Source organism: Nocardia tengchongensis, assembly GCF_054781395.1.
This window is the reverse complement of the sequence record NZ_BAAGUM010000015.1, coordinates 542,128-559,918: the sequence shown is the minus strand read 5'-3', so window position 1 is coordinate 559,918 and position 17,791 is coordinate 542,128. Positions and strand designations below refer to the sequence as shown.

Annotated in this window: 18 protein-coding genes; 6 read left to right on the top strand and 12 right to left on the bottom strand. The window is 66.3% G+C overall.

Going from position 1 to position 17,791, the window contains the following annotated elements; genetic code table 11:
* Window positions 1–6 precede the first annotated feature (6 nt).
* The gene (locus ACYVKL_RS29150; protein ID WP_379166329.1) at window positions 7–885 is read right to left on the bottom strand and encodes a sterol desaturase family protein; all 879 of its coding nucleotides are present in this window, start codon (window positions 883–885) and stop codon (window positions 7–9) included.
* Between the two features lie 86 nt (window positions 886–971).
* Window positions 972–1,589 (bottom strand): TetR/AcrR family transcriptional regulator, encoded by a 618-nt coding sequence (locus ACYVKL_RS29145; RefSeq protein WP_379166328.1) that lies wholly within the window; start codon window positions 1,587–1,589, stop codon window positions 972–974.
* Window positions 1,590–1,717: 128 nt separating this feature from the next.
* On the opposite strand from ACYVKL_RS29145, the gene ACYVKL_RS29140 reads away from it, so the two are divergent.
* Window positions 1,718–2,560 carry an SDR family NAD(P)-dependent oxidoreductase gene (locus ACYVKL_RS29140; RefSeq protein ID WP_379166327.1) on the top strand — a complete coding sequence of 281 codons (843 nt, stop codon included), beginning with the start codon at window positions 1,718–1,720 and terminating at the stop codon, window positions 2,558–2,560.
* Between the two features lie 31 nt (window positions 2,561–2,591).
* Here the strand turns inward: ACYVKL_RS29140 and ACYVKL_RS29135 are convergent, their stop codons facing one another.
* Window positions 2,592–2,915, bottom strand: coding sequence for a hypothetical protein (locus ACYVKL_RS29135; RefSeq protein WP_379166326.1), 324 nt, complete (start codon window positions 2,913–2,915; stop codon window positions 2,592–2,594).
* Window positions 2,916–3,151: 236 nt separating this feature from the next.
* Between ACYVKL_RS29135 and ACYVKL_RS29130 the strand changes: the two genes are divergently transcribed.
* Window positions 3,152–3,880: a VIT1/CCC1 transporter family protein gene (locus ACYVKL_RS29130; RefSeq protein WP_379166325.1), complete on the top strand. Its 729-nt coding sequence runs from the start codon at window positions 3,152–3,154 to the stop codon at window positions 3,878–3,880.
* Between the two features lie 17 nt (window positions 3,881–3,897).
* On the opposite strand, the gene ACYVKL_RS29125 is transcribed toward ACYVKL_RS29130, so the two are convergent.
* From ACYVKL_RS29125 to ACYVKL_RS29110, 4 genes are all read right to left on the bottom strand, one after another.
* The gene (locus ACYVKL_RS29125) at window positions 3,898–4,608 is read right to left on the bottom strand and encodes an SDR family NAD(P)-dependent oxidoreductase (protein ID WP_379166324.1); all 711 of its coding nucleotides are present in this window, start codon (window positions 4,606–4,608) and stop codon (window positions 3,898–3,900) included.
* 78 nt (window positions 4,609–4,686) lie between these two features.
* The gene (gene fadD11 / locus ACYVKL_RS29120) at window positions 4,687–6,486 is read right to left on the bottom strand and encodes a fatty acid--CoA ligase FadD11 (RefSeq protein WP_379166323.1); all 1,800 of its coding nucleotides are present in this window, start codon (window positions 6,484–6,486) and stop codon (window positions 4,687–4,689) included.
* 91 nt (window positions 6,487–6,577) lie between these two features.
* Entirely contained in the window at window positions 6,578–7,951 is a 1,374-nt protein-coding gene (locus tag ACYVKL_RS29115) for an SPFH domain-containing protein (protein WP_379166322.1), read from the bottom strand.
* 70 nt (window positions 7,952–8,021) lie between these two features.
* Window positions 8,022–8,603 (bottom strand): TetR/AcrR family transcriptional regulator, encoded by a 582-nt coding sequence (locus ACYVKL_RS29110; protein WP_379166321.1) that lies wholly within the window; start codon window positions 8,601–8,603, stop codon window positions 8,022–8,024.
* 95 nt (window positions 8,604–8,698) lie between these two features.
* Between ACYVKL_RS29110 and ACYVKL_RS29105 the strand changes: the two genes are divergently transcribed.
* Together ACYVKL_RS29105 and ACYVKL_RS29100 are read left to right on the top strand one after the other, a co-directional pair.
* Window positions 8,699–9,511 carry an SDR family oxidoreductase gene (locus ACYVKL_RS29105; protein WP_213555757.1) on the top strand — a complete coding sequence of 271 codons (813 nt, stop codon included), beginning with the start codon at window positions 8,699–8,701 and terminating at the stop codon, window positions 9,509–9,511.
* Entirely contained in the window at window positions 9,508–10,596 is a 1,089-nt protein-coding gene (locus tag ACYVKL_RS29100; RefSeq protein WP_379166320.1) for an NAD(P)H-dependent amine dehydrogenase family protein, read from the top strand. Before ACYVKL_RS29105 ends, ACYVKL_RS29100 begins: the two co-directional genes overlap by 4 nt.
* A gap of 154 nt (window positions 10,597–10,750) precedes the next feature.
* On the opposite strand, the gene ACYVKL_RS29095 is transcribed toward ACYVKL_RS29100, so the two are convergent.
* A complete protein-coding gene (locus ACYVKL_RS29095; RefSeq protein WP_379166319.1) occupies window positions 10,751–11,389 on the bottom strand; it encodes a hypothetical protein in 639 nt (212 codons plus the stop codon).
* Between the two features lie 285 nt (window positions 11,390–11,674).
* Window positions 11,675–12,646 carry a tyrosine-type recombinase/integrase gene (locus tag ACYVKL_RS29090; RefSeq protein WP_379166318.1) on the bottom strand — a complete coding sequence of 324 codons (972 nt, stop codon included), beginning with the start codon at window positions 12,644–12,646 and terminating at the stop codon, window positions 11,675–11,677.
* 974 nt (window positions 12,647–13,620) lie between these two features.
* On the opposite strand from ACYVKL_RS29090, the gene ACYVKL_RS29085 reads away from it, so the two are divergent.
* A complete protein-coding gene (locus ACYVKL_RS29085) occupies window positions 13,621–14,046 on the top strand; it encodes a hypothetical protein (RefSeq protein ID WP_379166317.1) in 426 nt (141 codons plus the stop codon).
* A gap of 352 nt (window positions 14,047–14,398) precedes the next feature.
* On the opposite strand, the gene ACYVKL_RS29080 is transcribed toward ACYVKL_RS29085, so the two are convergent.
* The 3 genes from ACYVKL_RS29080 to ACYVKL_RS29070 form a co-directional block, all read right to left on the bottom strand.
* Entirely contained in the window at window positions 14,399–14,839 is a 441-nt protein-coding gene (locus ACYVKL_RS29080; protein WP_379166316.1) for a nuclear transport factor 2 family protein, read from the bottom strand.
* 32 nt (window positions 14,840–14,871) lie between these two features.
* Window positions 14,872–15,753 (bottom strand): TIGR03619 family F420-dependent LLM class oxidoreductase, encoded by an 882-nt coding sequence (locus ACYVKL_RS29075; RefSeq protein WP_379166315.1) that lies wholly within the window; start codon window positions 15,751–15,753, stop codon window positions 14,872–14,874.
* A gap of 571 nt (window positions 15,754–16,324) precedes the next feature.
* The gene (locus ACYVKL_RS29070; RefSeq protein WP_379166314.1) at window positions 16,325–16,996 is read right to left on the bottom strand and encodes a DUF4232 domain-containing protein; all 672 of its coding nucleotides are present in this window, start codon (window positions 16,994–16,996) and stop codon (window positions 16,325–16,327) included.
* 333 nt (window positions 16,997–17,329) lie between these two features.
* Between ACYVKL_RS29070 and ACYVKL_RS29065 the strand changes: the two genes are divergently transcribed.
* Window positions 17,330–17,743, top strand: a complete 414-nt coding sequence (locus ACYVKL_RS29065; protein WP_379166713.1) for a Fur family transcriptional regulator — start codon at window positions 17,330–17,332, stop codon at window positions 17,741–17,743.
* Window positions 17,744–17,791: the final 48 nt, after the last annotated feature.

Here is a 17,791-nt window from a genome sequence, read left to right as displayed (position 1 = left end):
CGGTCATCACCCCGCGGCGAGCTGCCCGCGCAGTTCCTCGGGTTGCCATCCGGGCGGGGCGAAGACATAGCCGAGTTTGTTGCGCAGTCCGCGCGCCCCACGCACGTCGCGGATCATGGTGGCGAACTCGCCGTACTGCAGTGTGAGCAGGTTGTAGGTGCCGACCGGCTTGGTGAGCCCGTAAGTGGGACGGTGCAATTCAGGCTGGAAGGTACCGAACATGCGGTCCCAGATGATGAGGATGCCCGCGTAGTTCTTGTCCAGGTACTCCGGGTCGCTGCCGTGGTGGACGCGGTGGTGCGACGGGGTGTTCATGATGAATTCGATCGGGCGCGGCAGCTTTCCGATGGTCTCGGTGTGGGTGAAGAACTGGTAGATCAGGTTGACCGTGAACGCGATGTAGATCGTCCACGGCGCGAACCCCAGCAGCGGCAGGGGCGCCCAGAAGACGACCTCGAACCAGGGATTCCACTTCTGCCGCAGCGCGGTCCCGAAGTTGAAGTACTCACTCGAGTGGTGCGCTTGATGGGCCGCCCACCCGATGCGGACCCGGTGCACGAACCGGTGATTCAGGTAGAAGGACAGGTCCAGGGCCACCATCAGCAGCAGCCAGCTCCACCAGGCGCCGGAGGGAATGTGCCAGGGGGCGATGTACTCCCACAGGAACACGAACAGGACCAGGGTGGCCAGTTTGAAGACCAGCGAGGACACCAGTGATCCGGCGCCCATGCTGATGCTGGTGCGGGTATCGACGGCCAGATAGCCGGTGCCCTGCTCGTGGTCGCGGTCCCGCAGCGCCAGGGCCTCGGCGGCAACCGACAGGACGAACACCGGTAGCGCGTAGAGCAGTGGCGTATTGACTTGATGCCACAGGGTCGACAGCATCCCAACCTCCTAAATTGACCACTTCGTAAGTTACCAATCGGTCAATTCGAGGTCAATGGTCCGATCCCGCCTGAGATCGGGCCAGGTCAGGCCAGGGCCGCGATGAGGCGTCGACTGCGGGCGGTCATGGCCGCGGCGGTCTCCTCGGGATGATCCAGCCACCAATCGACCAGCGCGGCAACCACTCCGGTCCACACCGCGGTCAACGCGGACTGATCCCGAGGGTCGGACAGGCCGCGGTCGGCGAGAAACATCTCCACGCCCCGCGAGGCCTGCTCGGCGATACGACCGCGCGCGGCCCACGCGGCCTCGTAGACCGAGCCCTCACCGGGATGGGACAGATCGAAGACGACCTTCCAGTCGTGCGGGCGCGGTTCCAGCACGGTGAAGATCGCGGCCAGGGTGCGCTCGGCGGCCTGGAGGGACGAGGGCGCGCCGTCCATGGACTCGTCGATCGCGTCACCGAGCACCGAGGCCGCACGCTGCAGGCAGGCCAGATACAGACCGTCCTTGGTGCCGAAGTAGCTGTACACCAACGGTTTCGACACCCCGGCCGCGGCGGCCACGACGGCCAGGGACAACCCCGCGTACCCCACGCGCGCGATCTCGGCGGCGGCGACATCGAGGATCTGCGCCTCACGTTCGGCGCGCGGTACGCCCTTGGTGCCCGCCGTGTTGGCGATGGTCGCCGCCTTGCCCGCCATGAGTTCCCGCCTTCCGAGAGCGCAATTGACAGCAATCTACCCCCAACGTAATTTACCAATCAGTCAATTCGTGTGGGTTACCGTTCAGCCACCCGCATCCGCCGACCCTGCCACCGACGGGTACCGCCATGAAGAATCTTCTGACCTCCGCGTTGCTCAATCCCGCGCCCTCGATCCGCACCCTCGTGGGCGGCAACAGCGCACCGGATCTGCACGGTCGCACCGCCATCCTGACCGGGGCCTCCTCCGGGATCGGCGAGGCCACCGCGCACCTGCTGGCCGCGCGCGGCGCCCGGATCCTCGCGGTGGCGCGCGACCACGAACGGCTCGAGCAGACCTGCGCGGCGATCGTCGCCGATGGCGGCTGTGCGCACCCGATGCCTTGCGATCTGACCGACCCCGACCAGGTCAGCAAGCTGGCCGCCGGCGTGCTCGAGCAGTTCGGCACTCCCGACATCGTGATCAACAATGCCGGGCGTTCCATCCGCCGCACCGCCTTCGACGCCGTCGACCGGGCCCACGACTACGAACGCACCATGGCGGTCAACTACTTCGGCCCGGTCCGCCTCATCCTGGCCCTGCTGCCCGCGCTGCGCGAGGCCGGCGACGGCCACATCATCAATGTCGGCACCTGGGGCACGACCGCCGGTGTCATGCCCAAATTCGGTGCCTATCACGCCTCTAAGGCCGCCCTCGCCGCCTTCGGGCGCGACCTCGGCGCCGAATGCCATGGCACCGGAATCACGGTCACCACCATCGGATTCCCGCTCGTGCGCACCCCGATGATCAGCCCCACCAGTGACTACGACACCCAGGCCGCGCTGACCCCGGAGCAAGCCGCCGGCTGGGTGCTCACGGCGCTGCGCGACCGGCCAGTCGAGCTGTATCCGACCTATGCGGCGGTCTTGCGGCTGCTGTCGACGGTGTCTCCGCGGCTGGCCGACAACCTCGTACGCGCGGCGGGCATTTGACCCAGAGGGCCGCGCGGCTGCGAACGCGGAGTTACTCCACCGGTGGAATCGCCCAGCGCGCGTAGGTGTTTTCGGGGTTCACGGTGATGATGTCGGCGACCTGCACGATGTCGTCGGGGATGTGGCCGTCGAAGTGCGCGAGGCTGGGGATGATGACCGCGTCGGCCTCCATGTGCGAGACCAGGGTGCGGACCCGGATGAGTGGCCGATCGGTTTCGGGGCCGAAGACCAGCGTCTTGCACAGGTCGTAGCCGAGCCGACGAGCCAGATGCTGGATCTGCGCCTCGTCCCACTGCTGCTGCGCCCCCGACACATCGTGGCGGAGGTATCCGATCGCTGATGGTTGTGGCCGCATCCTGTCGCTCTCTATGCCCGATCCGTTTGGCGCCGAGGTAAACGCTACGGCCAACCCGCTCCACGCAGGACCGGATCGATCGAGAATCTGCTTGTCGCAAACGTGTCGCGATCGTCGTGTCGCGCAGGCCACAGCGCTTCCGCGACTCGAAAACGCTTGATATGCAATGCATTACCTTATTTCGGTGAGCCTTTCTTTGCTGGCGGGAAGCGGTGTGAACCATTACCGTTCCCCGAGTGCGGGACGATACGAACGGTTCGGTGGCACTCGCCCATCCGGCCGAACCACACACGGCGCGCTCGGGCACCCGCCTGAACTGGTTGCGCGCAGGCGTATTGGGCGCCAATGACGGCATCGTGTCCGTCGCGGGCATCGTCATCGGCGTGGCGGCCGCCACCAGCAACAGCACCGCGATCCTGACCGCCGGGGTCGCGGGCTTGGCCGCCGGTGCGGTCTCCATGGCGCTCGGCGAATACGTTTCGGTCAGCACCCAACGCGACAGCGAGCGCGCCCTCCTCGACACCGAGCGCCGCGAACTCGCCGAACAACCGGAAGCCGAACTCGCCGAACTGGCGGCCATCTACCGCGCGAAAGGCTTGTCCGCGAGCACGGCCCAGGCGGTCGCCGAAGAACTGACCGCCGCGGACGCGTTCGCCGCCCACGCCGAAGCCGAACTGGGCATCGACCCCGACGACCTGACCAACCCCGTCCACGCCGCGCTGTCCTCAGCGCTGTCGTTCACCCTCGGCGCGCTATTGCCTCTATTGGCAATTATGACGCCGCAAGCGATCCGGGTTCCCCTCACCATGGGTGCGGTGCTGGCCGCATTGGCGCTGACCGGCGCCGTGGGCGCCTATCTCGGGCAGGCCCCCGTCGCCCGCGCCACCATCCGGGTCCTGGCCGGCGGCGCGCTGGCGATGATGACCACCTACGCGATCGGGCATCTGGTCGGCATCGCGATCTGAGTGCCCGATCCCCGCGGTCACCAGGGCAGTTCGCCGTTGATGTCGAAATATCCACCGGTGGGACCGTCCACACCGATCTGCGCCATCCGCACGATGATCTCCGCCGCCTCCTGAACGGTTTGGCGACCGAGGTTGTTGTTCAGATCGGTGCTCGTGTACCCGGGTTCGACGGAGTTGATCCGGATGCCGGGAAAAGCCTTGGCGTACTGAATCGTCAGCGCATTGACCGCGGTCTTCGACGCCGGATACGCGACACCCGGATACTGGTACGCCGTATCTCCTTCGGTGGTGATCCGACGCAACGAAGCCAGCCCGCTACTGACGTTGACAACCACCGGCGCATCGGACTTCTCGAGCAGCGGCAGAAACGCATGCAGCACCCGCACGGTCCCGAACACGTTGGTCTCGAAGGTTTCCCGCATCATGTCCGCCGTCAGCTCGGCGGCCCCCAGCACAGTCCCGTCCGCACCCATCTCCGTCTGAATGCCCGCATTGTTGACCAGAACGTCCAACCCACCGTCAGCCTCGATCGCTGCCACTGCGGCATTCACCGACCCGTCGTCGGTGATATCGAGCTGAACAGCCACCGCGCGGATCGCCTCCGCCGCACGCCGGCCCCGCTCAACATCCCGGCTCCCGACATACACGGTGTGCCCCGCCGCCACCAGGCGCCGCGCAGCTTCGAAGCCAATCCCTTTGTTGGCCCCTGTAACCAGAATTCTGCTCATGCCCCGACCCTAGATTCTGGAGCACACTCCAGGTCAACCCAGGCGCCCGTTCAACCCGCTACCGTATCAGAGTGGGGGTCAGGCGGAACCGGGTTCGTGCACGCCGTCGGCGAGTTCCGTGGCGTACATGCGGTCGATGTCGGCGGCGTATTTCTCGGCGATGGGTTTGCGGCGCAGCTTCATCGTCAGGGTGATTTCGTCGCCGCCGGGTTCCCAGAAGGTGGGCAGGATGGTGAAGCGTTTGATCTGTTCGACGCGCGAGAGTTTGGCGTTGCCGGCCGCGATGCCGCGCGCGATCTCGGCGATCACCGTCTTGTCGGCGGCCAGGGCGGCGGCCGAGGCGTCGGGTAGCTCGTGCTGGGCGGCGTAGGGCGGCGCGGATTCGGCGTCGAGGACGATCAGGGCGGTGTTGTAGGCGCGGTTGTCGCCGATGGTGGCCAGCGCGCCGATGAGCGGGGCGGCGGCTTTGATGGTGTTCTCGATATTGGCCGGGGACATGTTCTTTCCGGCGGAGTTGATGATCAACTCCTTCTTGCGGTCCACCACCCGCAGATAGCCGTCGGCGTCGCTGGTGATGATGTCGCCGGTGGCCAGCCAGCCGTCGGTGTCGAGGGCAGCGGCGGTCCTCTGCGGTTCCTTGCGGTATTCGCGCATCACCAGCGGCCCGCGCACCAGGAACTCACCATCCTCGGCGATCTTGGATTCCAGCCCCGGCAGCAAGCGTCCGACGGTGCCCAGTCGCGCGTCCTCGGGTGGGGCGACGCTGACGATGCAGGTCAGTTCCGACATGCCCCACACCTCGGAGATGGGGATGCCGAGGCCGAAGAAGAAGCCCAGGGTTTCCGGCGGGATCGGGGCGGCACCCGAGAGCGCCCATTTGAGTTGATCCAGGCCGAGTTTGGCGCGCAACGCGCCCAGCACCGCGGCGTCGGCGCGCGCCCATTCCGCGGCCAGGCCGTCGTCGACGGGTGTGCCCGCCAGCTGCGCGGCAGCCTTACGCCCGGCCACCTCCAATGCCCAGCGCAGCGCTGCGGCGCGGGTCGGGTCGGTTTCGGCGGCGACCGAATATTCCACGGCCGCTTTGAGTTTCTCCCACACCCGCGGCACCGCTCCCCAGATGGTGGGGTGCACGTCGGCGAGCGCGGCACCGAGTTGGGTGCGGTCGGGGACCACGGTGATCTGGGTGCCGAAGTATTCGTGCAGATACAGCCCGGTGACCCGGTCGGCCATGTGCGCGGTCGGCAGGAACGAGGTGATGCGGTCACCGAATTCGACGGGCATCACCGAGGCGTAGGCGCGGCATTCGAAAGCCAGACTCGCGTGGGAGATCTCCACGCCCTTGGGGTTGCCGGTGGTGCCGGAGGTGTAGCACAGGGTCACGATGTCCTCGGCGGTGACCGACTGCCAGGTGGCGTCGAAGTCGAAATCGCTGCGCCCGAGCTGCTTCAGCTGCGCGACACTGAGCGTGCCCGGGACCGGGGAGTCGACGCACACGATCGTCTGCATGGGCACCCCGCACGCGCGGATGCGCTCCACATACTGGGCCTCGCACACCACCACCCGGTTACCGGCATTGCTGAACACGTATTGCAGTTGCTCGGCCGAGAGCGTGTTGTACACCGAGAACGAGGTGGCGCCGGTGTGCTGGGCGCCGACCTCGAGGGGATAGAACTCGACCCGGTTGGCCATCATGAACGCCACCGTGTCCCCGCGCCCCACCCCCAGCGCCGCCAGGCCCGCCGCGATCCGGCGCACCTGGGCGGCGTAGTCGCGCCACGTCAAGCTGGTGGCGCCGCCGATGGAGCGGACCGCGACCGCGTCGGGGTCGATCGCGGCGGTCGCCTGGAACACGGCGGGGGTCGTATTCGGTTCGCTCATCACATATCTCGATCCACTCGCCAACGAAGCCTTCTCAGACGGTAAGGCTCCGGGCGGGTGCGGCGGGGGCGAATGCACCCACCCGTAACGGTCAGGATGGACCGGTGGCGCGGATGGCGGTCATGATTTCCGACAGTTGCGCGACCAATCCGGCCAGGCCCAGGGTGTCGCCGCCGATCTGCACCGACCGCAACTCGGTGGGCGCGGGCAGGTTGTCCACGATCGCGGGCAGTGTCTCGATCAGTTGCGCCTGCACCGTGGCCGCGCTACGACTGTTGGCGTTGTCGATGCCGACCCGTTCACGATCCAACGCCAGCAGCGACGCCTCGTGCGCGGCACGCGTCTTTGCTTGCGCCAACGCCAGTTCCGCTTCCTGGCGCAGCCGGGCCAGCTCGCCCTGCAGGCGCGCGTTCTCGAGTTGCTCGGCGTGCTGGTCGCGTTCCAGGCGCAGCGCGTGCAGGGCGGTCTGCTGGGCGAGGTCGGCGACCTCGCGGTCGACGTCGTGTTCGGCCGCGGTGCGCCGCAATCGTTCGGCGGTGTCGCGGTCGAAGCGGGTGGCGTCGTTGCGGGCCCGCAGTTCGGCCAGTTCCCGCTCGTCCTCGATGCGGCGCTGTTCGGCGGCGCGCGCGGCGACGGCTTCGCGGGTGGACACCGCTTCCTGGGCGTCGAGTTCGGCCAGGCGCGCAACCCGGTTCTGTTCGCTGCGGTAGGGCTTCTGCAGGTTCTCCCACAAGGTGTTCGAGGAGACGACCGCCTCCTTGATCTGCACGGTCACGATCGACAGACCCAGCCCGCGCGCGCCACCGTCACCGGCGCCCTCGGCGACGGTGCGCAGTCGCGCGGTGAGCTCCTCGATGATGGGCTGCTTGTCGGAGAGCACGTCGCGCACTGCCATCGTGGACACCTTGTCCTTGATCGCGGCCTCGGCCTGTTCGCGGAGTTGCACGTTGACCAGCCGCATCGGGTCCTCGGGGTCGGAGAAGTCGAGTTTGCGGTAGGCGGTGGCGAAATCGTCGATGATCCACTGCACGTACCCCTGCACCAGCACGCCTTGCAGTTCACGGCAGATGCAGTAGGCGTTGATCAGGATGGTCTGGATCGCGCCGGGCACCACCAGGAACGAGTCGGTGGTCGGGTCGAAGCGGAAGGAAACGCCCAGCCCGATGTGCAGGGGCTCGGGCGCGCCACGGCGGGTGTGCACCACGAACGCGTTCGGCGGCACCAGCACCGTTTGCCACCGCCACCAGCCGCTCGTGCGGACCTCCACCGGGCACTGGGGGGCGTGCTCGCGCACCGGACCTGAGCGTCCGGCCCGTTTGGCCAGTGCGCTGCGCTGCCGCGGGGCGCTCGGGGCCGCCGGGGCGGACCCGGAATCCGACCGCATGAACGAGGGCCGCAGATCCTCTTCGAGTTCGGCCTGCTGGGCCACGACCTGATCTAGATAACTGTTGCTCTTCGCCGCCATGGCGCGCACGCTACCGCCGAAAGACCTTTCGGCCCACCGATTTTCGCTCGATCAGCGGTGCGGCGGGACCCTATTCGGGTGTGGGGCGCTGTCCGAGGATGCCGTAGAGCAGCAGATCCTCGAGCGAGGCCGCGAAACCGTCGAGATCGTCGATATCGCGGATGACCATGGCGAACAAGGCCGCCCCGGCGATGGTGTCGAGGACGGTGTTCGGGTCCAGGCCCGGGCGGGTGGACGCACCGGGCAGGTAGTCGCGTAGCTCGTCGCGGGTGGGGGAGTCCAGGCGCGCCGAGAGTTTCTCGTACAGGCCCGAGTCCTGACGCATCTCGGCCATCAATCCGGGCATGGCGGCACGGGTTTCGGCCGAACCGAACAGTTGGATGGTTCCGCGGATGACCTTGGCGATCTCACCGGGCAGATCCGGGGCGACGACCGCCGAACCCACGTCGGGGAATACCGCTTGGGCAATGAGGTGGGCTTTGGAGGGCCAGCGCCGGTAGATGGCCGGGCGGCTGACCCCGGCGCGGGCGGCGATGGCGTCGATGGAGGTGGCGGTGTAGCCCTGTTCGACGAGCAGGGCGCGGGCGGCGTCGAGGACCGCGGTGTCCACCGCGGGGTCGCGGTGCGGGCCCAGCCGGTGGCGTGTGGTCACGGAAATCGGTCCTTGTCGCTGCGGGAAGGAGTCGTTACAGTCTGTCACATCAAAGTCGTTACATTATGTAACCGCTGAGGACTCGAGGAGGAGTCGTGTCAGCTGTCCCCACCCCCGCCTATCGCCCCGTGCCGCTGCTGGCCGGCAAGGTGGTCGTGATCTCCGGCGTCGGCCCCGGACTGGGCCATTCCCTGGCCATCGAGGCCGCCCACATGGGCGCCACCCTCGCCCTGGCCGGACGCACCGAGAAACGCCTGCACGAATACGCCGACGAGATCAGCGCCCTCGGCGGCACCGCGCTGGTCGTGCGCGCCGACATCACCGACGAAACCCAACGCCGGAACCTGGCCGAGACCGTCGTCGCCGAACTGGGCCGCGTGGACTGCCTCATCAACAACGCCTTCGCGATCCCGCCCATGTACCCGATCACCCAGATCGAGGTCGAGGCGCTGCGCAACGCCAACGAGACCAACGTCTTCGCGCCGCTGCGGCTTTCCGCCCTGTTCGCTGATGCTCTCGCCGCCACCGGTGGCTCCATCATCATGCTCAACTCGTGCGTGTCCTACAGTTCCCAGCCCGAATACTCCGGCTACAAACTGTCCAAAGGCGCACTCGCCCACCTGGCTTCCTCGCTGGCCACCGAACTCGGGCCGCGCGGTATCCGCGTCAACTCCGTCGCACCCTCGTACGTGTACGAGGACATCAACAAGGCGTATTTCGACTGGCTGGCCAGCCAAGCCGGCGTCACCCACGACGACATCTACGCCCAGAAGGCCGCACCCACCGACCTGGGCCGCCTGGCCGCACCCGAAGAGGTCGCGCGCGCCGCCCTGTTCCTGGCCAGCGACCTCGCCACCGCCGTCACCGGCCAGATGCTCACCGTCGACTGCGGCGAGTTCCACCGATGAACAAGGGAGACACCGTGAACAAGCGCATCGTGCTGTGGGGGACCGGCGTCGTCGGCTCCATGGTGCTCAGCGAAATCCTGCGCCACCCCAACTTCGAACTGGTCGGCGTCGGCGTCAGCAACCCCGACAAGGTCGGCCGTGACGCCGGAGACCTGTGCGGGGCGGCGAAAACCGGTGTCCTGGCCACCGATTCGGTCGACGAACTCATCGCGCTGCGCCCCGACGCCGTCGTCCACTACGGGCCCACCGCCGCGTTCGCCGACGAGAACATGCGCGTCATCGGCGCCTTCCTGCGCGCGGGCATCGACGTCTGCTCGACCGCCATGACCCCGTGGGTGTGGCCGCAGATGAAACAACTGCCCGCCGTGTGGCGCGACCCCATTACCGAGGCGTGTGAGGCCGGGGGAGCGTCGTGCTTCACCACCGGCATCGACCCCGGCTTCGCCAACGACCTGTTCCCGCTCACCCTGATGGGCCTGTGCGGCGAAGTGCAGTCCGTGCGCGCCTCCGAACTGCTCGACTACACCGACTACGAAGGCGACTACGAATTCGAGATGGGCATCGGGCACCCGCCCGAATTCCAAGCCCTGCTCGAACACCCCGACATGCTCATCATGGCGTGGGGCGCAACCGTTCCCATGATCGCCGCGGCCGCCGGGATCGAGCTCGACGCCATCACCACCACCTGGGACAAATGGGTCACCCCGACCGACCGTCCTTCTGCCAAGGGCGGCGTGAAAGCGGGTACCGTCGCTGCCATCCGTTTCACCATCAACGGCGTCTACCAAGGCCGTGAGGTGATCACTCTCGAACACGTCAACCGCATCGGTCTCGACGCCGCCCCCGACTGGCCCGCCGGCACCAAGGACGACGTGTACCGCGTCGACATCCTCGGCAGCCCTTCGATTTCCCAGGAAACCTCGTTCCGCTTCACCGACGGCTCCGGGCGCACCCCGGCGGTAGCGGGCTGCCTGTCCACCGGCATGCGGGCCCTCAACGCCGTCGCGGCCGTCAATGCGCTGCCGCCGGGTTGGGTTACGCCGCTGGATCTTCCGTTGATCCCGGGGCTCGGTACGATCCGCTGATAGTGGCTCCGAGTTGTTGCTACCGGGCACGGAGATCGCCCAATCCGGCCGGGTAGCAACAGCATCCACCATCCAGTCAACCCACCCTGATACGTCACTGTGACGTATCAGGGTGGGTTGGGCGGCGAACCGGGGGAGCGCGATAGTGGCTCGGCTATAGGTCCAGCGGCGTCCGATCGACGGGCAGGGTCGGCACCGCGGGTTCCAACGCACCGACAAGGGCACCCACACCCGCCCCGATCGCCGAACCGACCACGGCCGCAGGGATCGCGAACACTGCGGCACCGATGGCAGCGCCGATTACCGGTACGACCACCAAACCCACTGGGAGGAAGGGGATGCCGGAAATGAAACCGGCGGCGGCACCGACCATTGCACCGGTGGAAGTCAACGGGCTGATCACGGCGGCCGCCACCACATTGCCCACGAGTGCACCGGCAAGCGCGTTGGCGGCCATGCGGTCCGACCGCGTCGGCGCGAACCCGAGCGAGTCGAATCCCTGGGCCAGCATGGCCTCCGTCTGCCCGTAGGAGTCGTTGATTCCTGCGGTCAGCCCAGGGTCGACCCAATCCGGCCGTCCGATCGAAGCCGAGCCGATACGAATGGTCCCGTCTTGCGCCTGGATCGGTGCGACGGGCGGGGCGAGGGCAGTGGGCAGGTGCAGACTGGACGGGTCGACCGGCGCGAGGCTGCCATCAGGCACAGGCCGCTTGCCACTCGTATCGTTGCGGCTGGTCACCGTGGGCGGATTGCTCGCGTCCGCCAAGGCCGGGGAGACCTCGAACAGCGTCATCGACAACGGAACCGCCGCGAGGGCGACGAACGATCCAGCAGACCCTAATCGCCTGGTCGAACAACCCACATGCCGTCCTGCCATGAATGACCTCTCTTTCGACTTGTGATGAATTGCGTAACAGACTCGAACCGACACGCCGTCCGGATACTCCAGAACCGCCTGCGCCGATCCGCCGTGCCCTGATCCCGCTCGAGCGCCGACATCATGTCGGTGGTGGCGCCCGCGGTTGACCGACCCTTCTGCCGAGTCCGAATGTCTTCTCCTGAATACGAATGCGCACGACTACAGTTCCATGAGCTTCGATTCGGACGGCATCACGTAACGGCGGAGCTGGCCCGGTCTGCGGTGGCGGGCCTTGCTCATGAGTTCACCCACGTCGATGCCCGAGGCAGCAAGATGGGCCAAACCCGAGTCACGAAGGTGATGCAGTCTCCATCCGGTACCGAGTCCGTCCACCGCGGTCACGCTGTCGAGCAGGTATCTGGCCTGGTCGTACGACAGCCGCGCCAGACCGGTCTGGGGACACAGATCACCGCAGCCCACGAACTTGCCCGCGCGGGGCCGACGGTGCGTGACGAATACCGGGCCCTGCGTCCGGTCCCGCAGTAACCGAGGAAGAAGCTGGTCAGTCATCGGCCCCCACTGCAGTGTCGCCTCCACGGGGCGGCCACTGCCGTTACCCGACCGGCGTGACCGCACTCGGCAACTACGCTCCACCAGGTCGAGGTGTTCGATATCGGCCTGCAGCAGTTCGCGGGGGCGAGCGCACGTCTCGAAGATCATCCACCACAGCGTCTTCTCACGCAGGTGGATTGCCTCACGGGCGGTGAGGCTTTCGATCGCCACTCGCGAAAGCACAGTCACCGGCTCGGGCGCAGGTTTCACTCTGGACAGGTCTGCCGGCATCGTAGGTGCCGTCCAGCCCCGCTCGCGGCACCAACTCAACCAGCAGAGCACTGCCGCGCGACGCGCATTCCAGGTACTACTCCTCGCCGCCGACCATAACGAGACCATGGCCTGACCGATTTCCTCGGGGGTAACCGACGCCAGGAGCCGATTCGCTCCCTCGGTGTCGGCCGAACCGTTGTTTTCGACCCACTCGACCGTCCGGAGTATTGCGATACGGTAGGCGCGGAAGGTGTTGAACGAGTCGATCGAGCACAGGAACTGCTCCGCGGCTTCCCTCGCGGTACCCGCCAGACACAGGTCAGAGCGCATCTCCACCGATGGCGCCGTCATAATGGGCCGTTCCATATGATCGAAGAATTCGCAAACCTCCAGGGCGTGCAGCCCCTATCAGCAGGAGCGGGAAAGTAGTCACCGATCCGCGCCGGCAAATGACCGCGCGCGACCGCGGACGCGACCTGTTTGTCGGTGAGAGGGGTCGCGCCGAATGCTTGAAACCGCCACTTACCACCCGAACCATCGGGTTCCCATCCTGTCGGGTCTATCAGGTAGACGCGGCTGACCCTCCGGTCGACCACGACGATCGCATACCGTGCGTCGTGTCGGACACTCGTCCCCACACGCCACCATCCGCGGTCATTCTCATATCGATCGCTGTCGGGGCACAAGGCATCTGTCCACGGTTGTGAAAGGACGATGAGCGATGCCCTGGTGGTTTCGTCGCGACGCCACCGTTCGTACGTCTCGGCTCGGCTGACTCCCGTCACCGATGCGATATCACCGAGGTCCGCCGAGTGGTCCAGTGCGCATTCGACTGCGGCTGCGATCCACCCTTGAATTTCTCCTGACAACACACTGAAGACGTGCAGGAGGCTCAATTGAAACTCTCTGACAGCGACCGAGTCCAGCAGGCCGCTGTCGGACCGATCCCCTGTCCCAGGTCCGCCGCTGAGGCGTTCAGCCATGCCGACTGCGACTTCGAAAGACGCTCTTGACAGCTGCAACCTTTCACTTGGTCGCAATTCCCTAGCGAACCGATCACACCCGGCTCGAGGACTAATCTCCAGGTGACTCATAGGGCGAGGATATAGCGGAGAGGTTGCCCCTATGCGCGTTTTGCCGCAGCGATTCTCCTAAAAAATCTTGAGTCCATTTTGAGAGAAAAGCGTCATATAGCCATATATTGAGTCGAATTCGGATGGACATTTGCACCTTTTGTTCGATTTTGAAGTCCATCTCGTCCAATTAGTCGCTTTCGTGCCATCCGACCTCTGTTTTCCCGAACCGCTAACACCGCAACTCGCGGTAGCGATCCAAGGTCCATGCTCATCGAAGGCGCTGAGACGAAAACGGATTGTTTCGAGTTGTACAGCAATCCTGCATCCCGCAAGAATCAGCCGGCGCCGGCGATCGTCGATATCGCCGGCGTAGAGTTTCGCGGCGAGGTCGCCACAGCTGTTGCTCGTTATCTGGAAATGAATAGATTGAGTGGTCCGCAACTAGTTGTTCCCGGGGCAGGCGACCGGATCATTCACCTCACAGTCGGTGCCAACAGAGCACCGTCTGCGGTTGCGTATCTCCAGGGATACGCCGCCGACATCCACTACGACCTGCTCGCATTCGGGCCGGACGACGGATGGGTGGCTCGTCCAGGCATTCGTGACTGGATTCCGCCGATCGTTCTTCTCGCCGCCGCCACGCGCGCGGTACATCGACTCCAGTCACAACAGCAACATACGTCACTGTGACATATTGAGGTGGGCGAGCCGGTTGAAGGGGAGTAGCGGAGGGAGCTCCGACGGCCCGAAACCCGGCCACAATTAGCCCATTTGGACGAAACAGGAAATTTTCCTCCAGGGGGCCAAATGGCCTGAAATATTCATGTGGGCTGATCTGACCCAGCGTGCGACACAAACACACGCGGGGGAAGACGCACGCGCGGTGACGCCAGCCGGGCCGGGCTCGCTGTAACGCACGGCGTGAATACCCAACGCACGCAGCATGTTTCAAGATCAACACCAGTGCCGTAACCGCGCCGATAATCAACATTATGTTAAGTAGTGCTGATGTGGGCGTCCCCCAAACTGCACGGTTATCTGATCAGCGGTGTGCGAGCAGCTGCCAGGTCGGTGTGTCGTCGAGTGATTGCATCGCTTCGTAGGTGCGGGTGTATCCGGTGCGGCTGATGCGCCACTCCCCGTCGGCATCGCGGCGGTAGCGGTCCTCGTAGAACGCTGCGCCGGTGAGGATCTGGCGGGTTTCGGTGAAGATGACGGTGTCGGACAGGTACCAGATGCCGGTCGCGGTGTCGCCGTCGATGTCGATCTCGGGGTGATGGCATTGGTGGACGGTGATGATCGACGCGGGCAGGCTTTCGCTCATCTTGGCGACCAGGTCCGTGCGGTTGGTGAACGAGAGCCGGTCCCCGTAGTCGGCGGTGACGTCCTCGGTCAGGGTGCCGGCGAACAGCGCCCAGTCCTTGAGGTCGAGTGCACGCAGGTATCGGTACTTGAGTCGGCGGATGGCTTCGATGGCGTCCATGGGTGTCCCCTGTCTTGTCGCGGGTGGTGATGTCAGGCGGCGCTGCCGGTTTCGGCGATCACGGTGGCGGCGAACTTCTGGATCTGTTCGATGCGCTCGTCGAGGGTGCGGCGGTCGGAGCCGGGTTCGTGCAGGCCGCGGAAGCCGATGATGGCGTCGGTGACGCCGGACTTTGCGAGGCGGGCGATGCCGGCGGGGGTGAAGGCGTCGCGGGAGACTGCAAAGGTGCGGAAAGTCTTGTCCGGGGCCAGTTCTCGGCGCAGGGTCGACAATTTGGCGAGCATGGTGTCGAGGTCGGCGGGTGCGGCGCCGGCGCTCATCCAGCCGTCACCGCGGATGACCGAGCGGCGCAGGGCCGCGTCGCTATGGCCGCCGAGCAGGATCGGCAGGGGCTGGGTGGGGACAGGGTTGATTTCGATCTCGGGGATGTCGTAGAACTCGCCGAGATGGTGGAAGGGTCCTCCCCCGCACAGTCCGCGCACGATGTCGATGCATTCGTCGAGGCGGCGGCCGCGGTGCGGGAACGGCACGCCCATCATGGTGAAGTCTTGCGGCCAGGGGCTGATCCCGACGCCGAGCGAGAGGCGGTTGCCGCTGAGTGCGGCGATGGAGGCGGCTTGTTTGGCGACCAGGACCGGGGGCCGCACGGGCAGTTTCAGCACGAACGGTGTCAAGTGCAGGCGGGTGGTGGCCGCGGTGAGGGCGGCGGCCAGGACCAGTGGTTCGATGAAGGCTTTGCCGCGCAGGAATTCTCGGTTGCCGTCGTCGGTGTACGGGTAGGCGGCGTCGGATTCGGAGGGGTAGGCGAGGCTGTCGGCCAGGCAGATTCCGGTGAAGCCGGCGTCCTCGACGGCGCGGGCCAGCGGCAGCCAATGTGCCGGGTCACCGGCGGCTTCGGCGAAGTGGAAACGCAAGCGGTGCCTCCTGAGTCGAGTGTGATCGGCACCACCGACAATGGTGCGGCCGAGCCCCGGTGAGCGGGCACAGTCTCATCGATCGGGACCCACCGCGACGCAAGTCCTACGGTTCGGGATCCGGGCCCGGCGCGGTGGCTGTTCGCACCTGTGAAGCGGTAAGCACCCCCTTGCCGGTCAGCACTCCCCTAGTAGTTCAGCGAATGCGAACGAAACCAGAGCTGGCAGACCAAAAGTTCATTCACCCCGGCGCCCAGCAGATTGCCTCGACCTCCCCCAGCGCCTGCCCACCACGCCGTGCTCGGGCTCGCGGTGTGGCCTCGAGGCGGTCGCCTTCGAGAACCCCGACCACGGCCGGGCTCTCGTGGTCACCGCACATGACGGCGCCGACCACACCTTCACCCCACCGAGTCCGGACGCCGAGCCGCCTACACGCTGCCCGCCGGCGCGACCGCGACACTGGTGTGGCAGCCGGTCTCCTGACCCGATCCGGCGGTCAGCGGCGGACCGGCCCGGACCCCTGACCGTTTCCAGACGGTCCGAGCAGTCGCCGCTCCGCAGTCGCCAAGGTTCAGGCGGGGGTGATCGCGCGGACCAGCAGCATGCGCTGGGGGCTCGGGCAGATCAGGTTGTCCCAGGGCAGGGTCAGGGATTCGGTGTTGTCGGGCGGGTAGACGCGCAGGGTGTTGGTGCGCAGGGCGTCGCAGGCGTTGACCTGTTTGGGGTAGCTGATGAATTCGAACTTGGCGGCACCACCGTTGGCGGTCAGGGTGACGGGGGTGACCTGCGGGGCTTGGGGTCCCTTGTCGCGGTCGGCGGGTTCGCCGACCGGGTCGCCCTGGGGGCCGTTGGTTTGCGAGACGCCCGGGAAGCCTTCCAGGACACAGCTGGTGGAGCTCTTGTTGATGAACTTCAGGAACCAGGTGCCGCCGATCTGGCCGCCGTAGCCCTTGTCCAGGATCAGCTGGGAGGTTGTGCATTTTGCGGGGCCGCCGGGGGCCGGAGTGGCCGGGTCGCCGGCGGGGGCTCCGGTCGTGGGGGCCGGGGCGTCGGTGGTGCCGGGGCTGTTGCCGCCGGGTTGGGTGTCCTGGCCCGGTTGGGTGGGTTGCGCCGTGGCCGGTGTGGTCTGGCCGGCGGGGGCGGTGGTGGGCAGGGGCTTGGGGGTGTCGCTCGGGTCGCAACCCGTGGCGGTGAGGGCGACTCCCGCGGCGAGTGCGGCGACAACCAGTGACTTGATTCCCATGAGAACCTCCAGATGCGAAACCCGACCAATGACATGCATGCTGCACATCAGCGGGGTCGGAGCGCCTGTTACGACCCTCGAGGGCATCGGATTCGCGGAATCGCCTGTGGTTCAGCGCAGTTCGTCGTAGGCTTCCGCGGAAACCCCTGATCCGGGTGGGCGGCGCAAAAGCGTTAACAGCCACCGGCACGACCTGTGCCCCCAAAAGATGGGGCGGGGCGGCGTATCGGATCCCGCCGCGAAAATCTTCCCCACACGCCGAATCAATACTTGATTGATTCCAGAAAAAGGGGCAGACTTCGGGCTGTGCCCACGCCTACAGATTTCGAGCGCATGTTGCGCGGGGCCGCTCTGCGTGTGACCGCACCGCGGCTCGCGGTACTGACCGCGGTGCACGAGCATCCCCACTCCGACACCGACTCGATCCTCGGATTCGTCCGCGAGACCCTCGGCGGAGTGTCACACCAGGCCGTGTACGACGTTCTCAAAGCTCTGACCACCGCGGGGCTGATCCGCCGAATCCAGCCGATGGGATCGGTCGCCCTCTACGAGACCCGCGTCGGCGACAACCACCACCACGTCGTGTGCCGCACCTGCGGAGTCATCGCCGACGTCGACTGCGCCGTCGGTGACGCACCCTGCCTCACCGCCTCCGACACCAACGGCTTCGCGCTCGACGAAGCCGAGGTCATCTACTGGGGCCTGTGCCCCGACTGCTCGAAAACCGCTGCCACACAAAACAAGTAGCGGCCACACTCGTGGTCGACAACAAGATCACACCTACCGGAAGGACGA